The organism is Alteromonas gracilis (assembly GCF_043642145.1).
Classification (GTDB): domain Bacteria; phylum Pseudomonadota; class Gammaproteobacteria; order Enterobacterales; family Alteromonadaceae; genus Alteromonas; species Alteromonas gracilis_B.
On the sequence record NZ_JBHZRZ010000036.1, the window covers coordinates 1 to 1,221 of the forward strand.

A 1,221-nucleotide genomic window follows, 5' to 3' on the forward strand; every position below is an offset into this window, starting at 1 on the left:
CTTATTCGATAGTTTTCAAAGTTTCTAAAACCATACGCTCTTCTCGATATCATTTCCATTTTGTTGTGGAAGCCTTCAGTGATGCCGTTGTTTCGTGTAAAGCGCCACATGGCAATGATAGGTTGCAACCACGACGTCAGGGTATTGGCCAGTGCACGCAACGGACTGTGATGTAGCTGTTCAAGCAACTCTAAGAATCCGGGTAGTGTTTTTTCCATTCGTTTTTCATTCATTGTCTTTAACAGCATATACCTGATGAGCTTCTGCTTGACCTCATATAAAGTCTTTAGCACCGGATAGTCAGCTAAGTAGCGTTGTAGGTTAGTGTTATTCTCTTCGTTTAGGTGCCATTGATGTCGTCGCATCAAACTGAGTAAACCTCGGTTCCTACGCCCATCAGGATGATGTTGCTGCCACGCTTTTAAGAAGTGATGGTTAATTAAGCGCACCACATGAAAGCGGTCAGCGACTATCGTCGCGTTGGGGAAATAACGTTTGGCAATACCGCGATAAGTTTCTGATAAGTCCATCGCAATGAGCTTCACGTTCTCTTTATTGGGAAGGTGGCGCAAGTACGAGCGCAAACTTAATTCAGAACGTCCCAACTTTACATCAAACACACTACGGTGCCGTAAATCGACAAACGTCGTCGCGTAGCCCTTCTTACGGGTAAAAAAGTGTTCATCTATCCCCAGCATCTCAGGGCAAGGTCGACTGACGATTTCTTTGTATTTTTGACTGATGTGAGACTGATACCAACGCTCAACCGTGGTAGGGCTGATACGATGTGTGCGGGATATACCGCGCTGTGTCACACCACCATGATGAGCTTCAAAGACTTCTAACCGAAAGCACTCGGTGGCCCGATAGCGAGGCCGAATCCCGACAAACGGGTGACGAAAATAGCGACCACAGCACCGACAATGGTACTTAGGCACCTTTAAGTGCAGTGTTAATACCTGATTGCCTTGGCGTGTGTGTTTTACCGTGCGTTGATGTGTCGCCTTAGTGCGAAGCTCTCGGCTTTCACAATGCTGACATCGCGGTTTTTTGGTGGGTTTTGCCCACACTTCAATAAAATCATGTCGATGAACACGTTCTATTTCTAACTCACTTATGCCTAAAATAGTACCTGCGTGGGACATCTGTACTCTCCATTAAATGATTCTTCGCAAAATCAGTTTAATGAATGCGGATGTCCCCCGTTAATGATGAAGAGCC

1 protein-coding gene is annotated in these 1,221 nt (G+C 45.8%); it reads right to left on the reverse strand.

Annotation, left to right across the window (positions count from 1 at the left end; genetic code table 11):
- Positions 1-1,145, reverse strand: a 1,145-nt coding sequence (locus ACHUFN_RS20175; protein ID WP_394224521.1) for an ISL3 family transposase, incomplete at its 3' end; no start/stop codon positions are given.
- Positions 1,146-1,221: the final 76 nt, after the last annotated feature.